The organism is Glutamicibacter sp. BW80 (genome assembly GCF_002332385.1).
In the GTDB taxonomy this organism is placed as follows: Bacteria; Actinomycetota; Actinomycetes; order Actinomycetales; family Micrococcaceae; genus Glutamicibacter.
On sequence record NZ_NRGV01000050.1, the window covers coordinates 189,018 to 195,223 of the forward strand.

The window sequence follows — 6,206 nt, forward strand, 5'->3', positions numbered from 1 at the left end:
GCCATGGCTACGTTCCTTTACCGCCTCGCCTCGTGGGCCCACAGGCACCGTTTCCGCATGCTCTCCATGTGGATTGCGGCGTTTATCGCCATCGGCGTCTGTGCCAGCCTGTTCATGGGGCAGCTGTCGAACACCTTCACCCTGCCGGGCACCGAAACCCAGCGCACCATGGACCGGATGAAGGAAGAACTCCCCGATCTTGCCGGCGGACAGGGCACCATCGTCTTCCGTGAAGGTTCAAACCGCGAGTTGAACGCGGACCAGAAATCGGCGATCCAGGACTCCCTGGATCAGCTGGCCTTGCATCCGCAGGTCGTCGAGGCCATGAGCCCCTTCGAACTGCAGAAACAGCTTGATGACGCCAAGCCCGAGCTGGACAACGCCCAACAAGAACTGGTGGACGGGCAGAAAGAACTCGACGATGCCAAGGAACAGGTAGCTAACGGCAAGGTACAGCTCGCGGACGGCCAAAAGAAGATCACCGAGGGCTGGTCCGAACTTTTCGATGGCACCAAGGAAATCGAGGACGCCGAGCCGCAGATCGCCGCGGCCGAAAAGAAGCTGGCCGCCGGTTGGAATGAGCTACGCGCCGGTGAAACCCAGCTGAACAGCGGGCAGGCGCAGCTGAACGACGGCGAAAAGAAATACAAGGCGGGCCTCGCCGAATACAATGCGGGATTCGAAAAGTACCAGTCCGGGCGGAGCCAGTTCGAGGCCGGAGAAAAGCAGCTCGATCAGGCAGAGGCGCAGCTGAACGCAGGCGAGGAAGAATACCGGGCGGGGCTGGACAAGCTTCTGGACGGCAAGTCCCGCAGCCAATTTGACAAGGAACTAGTTGCCGGCAAAGAGCAGGCCACCGAGGGCCTGGCGAAGGCCGAAGAGGGCCTGAAGACCATTGAACCGCAAATCTCGGAACTGGAATCCCAGATCCCCGGAGTCGAACAGGCGCTCAAACAGGCCGAAGCCGAGGGTGACGAAGCCCTGATTCGCGAGTACACCGAAAAGCTGACGGCACTGCAGGGCGGCCTCGCCGAACTGAACGCCGCCAAGCTGCAGGCCACCGAGGGCAAAGCTCAGGCCAGCGCCGCGCTGAAGCAGATCGACCAGGCCGAGGCGGGCCTGAAGCAGCTGGATGCCGCGCGCAAGGAATTGGATGCCGGGGCCACCCAGGCCGCCGAAGGCCGCCAGGAGCTCGAGGCTAGCCGCGGCGAACTGGCCTCCGCCAAAAAGCAGCTTGACCAGGCCAAGGCACAGCTTGCCTCGGGCAAGCAAGAAATCGATGCGAACAAGTCAAAGCTGGCGCAGGCGCGTGCCGAAGTTGAATCCGGCCGCGCCGAGCTCAACGCCGGACAGGCAGAATTCGACAAGCAAAAGGCTGCCTTCGTAGCCGGCAAAGCGCAGCTGGCGGACGCAGAGAAACAGCTGCGCGAGTCCGAAACGACGATCAAGGAAAAGACCAAAGAGCTCGAAGAGGGCGAAAAAGACATCGCCAAGGGAGAAAAAGACCTCGAGAGCGGACGAGCCGAACTTGAGTTCGCCTCCCGCCAGGTAGGCGCCAGCGGGGACATGCGTTTCGTCTCCGAAGATGGCTCCACCGCCGTCTCCCAAGTCAGTTTCCGCATCGCGACCGACGCATTGACCGCGTCGGATCGTGAAGCCATCACCGCAATCGCCAGCGGGCCGCAGTCCACCGGTGTCGAGGTGCTCTTCTCCAAGGAAATCCTGCAGGACATTTCGGAGGTCTTCGGCACCGCCGAAATCATCGGCGTGGTGATCGCCGCCGTAGTCCTGCTGGTCATGCTCGGCACCCTGATCGCCGCCGGCTTGCCGCTCTTGCTCGCCCTGCTGGGTGTTGGCGCCGGGGTGGGCACCACGCTTGCCTTCTCCTCGATGTTCACCATGGCCTCGATTACCCCCGCATTGGCTTTGATGCTGGGACTCGCGGTGGGAATCGACTACGCGCTGTTCATCATTCACCGCCACCGCACGCAGTTGCTCTCCGGCATGGAGGTCGGCGAATCGATCGCCCGCGCGGTGGGTACCAGCGGCAATGCCGTAGTCTTCGCCGGGCTGACGGTCATCATCGCGCTGTCCGCCCTCGCGGTTCCGGGTCTGCCGTTCTTGACGGTGCTCGGACTCTCCGCGGCCTTTACCGTGCTCTGCTCGGTGTTGCTGAACATCACGCTGCTCCCCGCGCTGCTGGCCATGGCCGGCTCCAAGCTGGTGTCCAAGCGTGCCCGGAAAAAGGTGGACAAGCCGGTGGCCAAGGAACCTGTCTCGGCGCGCTGGGTCCGCCTGGTCACCAAGATCGCGATTCCCGTGTCGCTGCTGGTGGTCGTGGTGCTCGGCGCCATTTCGATCCCGGTATCGCAGATGCGTACCGCCTTGCCCGATGGCAGCGCCGAAGCCGCCGACTCGCAGGCCTTCCAGGCCTATCAGCAGACCAGCGACAAGTTCGGCGCCGGCTACAATGGCCCGCTGCTGGTCCTCGCGGACCTTCCCGCAGACCTATCCGAGCGGCAGGCCGAATCCAAGTCATTGGATATCGCAGACATGCTCCGTGAATACGACGGCGTGGTCGCCGCCATCCCGGTGACCATGACCGAAGACAGGTCGCTGTCCGCGATCCAGGTGATCCCGGCAGATGGTCCCGCCTCCGCCGCCACCGAAGCGCTGGTGCACGAGCTGCGCGACGATGCCCAGAGGATCAACGATGCCACGGGCGCCAAGATCGCGGTGACCGGCCAGGTCGCAGCGCAGATCGATGTCTCGGAGAAGGTGACCTCAGCCTTGCCGCCGTATCTGGCCATCGTGGTGGGGCTCTCGCTGGTCCTGCTCTTGCTGGTCTTCCGATCGGTAGTGGTTCCGCTGTTGGCAACCGGTGGCTTCCTGCTTTCGCTGGCTGCGGCCTTCGGGGCCAGCGTCATGGTCTATCAGTTCGGCTGGATGGGTTCGGTCTTCGACGTCAATGTCCCCGGCCCGCTGCTGAGCTTCCTGCCGATCCTGCTCACCGGCATCCTCTTCGGTTTGGCCATGGACTATCAGGTGTTCCTGGTATCGGCGATGCGTGAGCACTACGCCCACGGATTGTCGGCCAGGGACGCGGTGCGCTCGGGATTCTCCATGGCCGCCCCGGTGGTGACCGCGGCCGCGTTGATCATGATCGCGGTATTTGCCGGATTCATCTTCTCCCACCTGTCAATGATTCGGCCGTTGGGCTTCGCCTTGGCCACCGGGGTGCTCTTTGATGCCTTCGTGGTACGCATGACGCTGATTCCAGCGATTATGCACCTGCTGGGCGACAAGGCTTGGTACCTGCCGAAATGGCTGGATAAGATCCTTCCAGACGTGGATGTCGAGGGCGCAAAGCTCAATGAGATGCTGGACCGCAAGGCCGAGCGGCCGCTCGGCGAAGCTTCGGCCAAGGAAGAGGTAACCGTATGACCGCTAGCAAAAAGAGCGCCCGGCTGCTGCTGGCCTCCGCCTCCGCTGGGCGGCAGAAGTTATTGTCCGATGCCGGGCTGGCCTTCGGAACCCAAGTCTCGCGCGTTGACGAGGATGCCGTGCTGGCAGCCGCCGTGAGCGCCGGCGGAGCGCAAAGCCCGGAAGCAACCGCGCTGCTCCTGGCCCGGGCCAAGGCCGAGAACGTCGCCGCAGGTGAGCACCCCGAGGGCACAGTGGTGCTGGGGTGCGACTCCGTCTTCGAGCTCGATGGCGTAGCCTATGGCAAGCCCTATACCGCCGAGGTGGCCCGCGAACGCTGGCAGCAGCTCAGTGGCGCCACCGGCATCCTGCATTCCGGGCATTGGCTGGTCGACACCGACGCCCCGCAAAGCGCGAGGGGACGTGTCTCCTCGACCACCGTGCACTTCGCCGAGGTCAGCGACGAGGAAATCGAAGCCTACGTGGCCAGCGGTGAACCGCTGCCCTGTGCCGGCGCATTCACCATCGATGGCTTGGCCTCGGCCTTCATCGAGTCCATCGAAGGGAACTTCCAAAACGTGGTGGGTCTGGATATCTTCGTGCTGCGCGAGCTGCTGGCGGAAGCCGGAATCCCGATTGTGAGCCTCTGGAAGTAGCCATCTCCCGCCGCGTCCCTGTCCAAGATTTATTCTCGGACAGGGACGCGGTGTTTAACAATCCCCCTCGAATCCGTTGGCCGCCGGTTCACCGGTTTGCCCCGCGGAAGAGGGTGAAACGAAGCGTGGAATACGGTGCCTGTTAGGCCTCAGGACATCAGGAGTTTCGTCTTTGGACCAAATGACAGCACATTTTGTAGGAACCCTCCAAAAATATCGGCCTAACACCCCAGATTTTCCGGATAAGTACATATACTTCCCACAAAGCCGATAGGCTCCTAGGTGAGAAACCCTAATTTTTTATAGACAAGGTTCACCCATGAATCCATTGACGAAGGTGCTAATCGCCAACCGCGGCGAGATTGCAGTGCGAATTATCCGCGCAGCACGCGATGAAGGAATCGAATCGGTTGCGATCTACTCCGACTCGGACCGCGATGCGCTGCACGTGCGCCTGGCAGATGAAGCCTACGCACTGGGCGGCACCACCGCCGCCGAATCCTACCTTCGTATCGAGAAGATTCTGGATATCGCACAGCGTTCCGGCGCCGACGCGATCCACCCCGGCTACGGCTTCCTGGCCGAGAACGCCGATTTCGCCCAGGCCGTTATCGACGCTGGCCTGACCTGGATTGGCCCCAGCCCGGATTCCATCGACCAGCTGGGCGACAAGGTCAAGGCGCGCCATATCGCCGAGAAGGTGGGCGCTCCCCTGGTTCCGGGAACCAAGGATCCGGTCGCTTCGGCCGAAGAGGTCTACGCATTCGCCGACGAGTTCGGCTTGCCGCTGGCCATCAAGGCCGCCTACGGCGGCGGCGGACGCGGCATCAAGGTGGTGCGCAACCGCGAAGACATCGGCGAGCTCTACGAGTCCGCCGTGCGTGAAGCCATCGCGGCCTTCGGCCGCGGCGAATGCTTCGTCGAGCGCTTCCTGGATGCCCCGCGCCACGTGGAAACCCAGTGCCTGGCCGACATCCAGGGCAACGTCGTGGTGGTCTCCACTCGCGACTGCTCCTTGCAGCGCCGCAACCAGAAGCTTGTCGAGGAGGCCCCGGCGCCGTTCCTGAGCGAAGCGCAGATCACCCGGCTCTACGAATCCTCCAAGGCGATCCTGCGCGAGGCGAAGTACACCGGTGCCGGCACCTGTGAATTCCTCGTGGGACAGGATGGCGTCATTTCCTTCCTCGAGGTCAACACCCGCCTGCAGGTGGAGCACACCGTCTCCGAAGAGGTCACCGGGCTGGATCTGGTCCGCGAGCAGTTCCGCATCGCCCGTGGAGAAGAGCTCGGCTACACGGACCCCGAGGTCCGCGGCCACTCCTTCGAGTTCCGCATCAACGGCGAAGACGCCGGACGCGGATTCGTCCCCACCCCTGGCACCATCACCAAGATGACTCTGCCTACCGGCCCCGGCGTGCGCGTGGATTCCGGCGTCGAAGCCGGCGAGAGCGTCTCGGGCAACTTTGACTCGATGATCTCGAAGCTGATCGTCACCGGTTCCACCCGTGAGATCGCCGCGGCCCGCGCCCGCCGCGCGCTGGAAGAATTCCAGCTCGAAGGCATGGCCACGGTGCTGCCATTCCACCGCGCGGTGATGAGCGATGCGGCCTTCGTGCCCGAATCCGGGCCTTTTACGGTGCATACCCGGTGGATCGAAACCGAATTCGCCACCGTCATCGAGCCGCACCCGATGCCGCAGGTCGAGGCGGAAGAAGCTGCAGAGCGCACCTCGGTCACCGTTGAGGTTGCCGGCAAGCGCTTGGAAGTCACCTTACCCTCCTCGCTGGGCGCGGCATCTGCCGCCGCGAATGACAAGGCTGCCAAGAAGAAGCGCAAGCCGGGCCGCAAGGCCGGGGCCGCCGCTGGAAACAGTGCCGAGCTGCGCTCGCCCATGCAGGGAACCATCGTGAAGGTAGCCGTTGAAAGCGGTGGCACCGTAGCCGAAGGCGACTTGATCGTGGTGCTCGAAGCGATGAAGATGGAGCAGCCAATCACCGCGCACCGCGCTGGCAAGATCGAGGGCTTGGAAGTCAGCCCCGGTGAATCATTGTCCTCCGGCGCCGTGATCGCTTCGATCGTCGACGCCGACTAATCTAGCAGGCAATGCAAAGCCGGGCTTGTTTGACC

The 6,206-nt window shown here is 63.2% G+C and carries 3 protein-coding genes; all 3 read left to right on the plus strand.

Annotation, left to right across the window (positions count from 1 at the left end):
* Positions 1-3: 3 nt before the first annotated feature.
* Complete coding sequence (locus CIK76_RS14180; RefSeq protein WP_096287539.1) at positions 4-3,444, plus strand: MMPL family transporter; 3,441 nt, start codon at positions 4-6, stop codon at positions 3,442-3,444.
* Positions 3,441-4,079: a nucleoside triphosphate pyrophosphatase gene (locus CIK76_RS14185; RefSeq protein ID WP_096287541.1), complete on the plus strand. Its 639-nt coding sequence runs from the start codon at positions 3,441-3,443 to the stop codon at positions 4,077-4,079. Before CIK76_RS14180 ends, CIK76_RS14185 begins: the two co-directional genes overlap by 4 nt.
* Positions 4,080-4,398: 319 nt before the next feature.
* Entirely contained in the window at positions 4,399-6,171 is a 1,773-nt protein-coding gene (locus CIK76_RS14190) for a biotin carboxylase N-terminal domain-containing protein (RefSeq protein ID WP_096287543.1), read from the plus strand.
* Positions 6,172-6,206 lie beyond the last annotated feature (35 nt).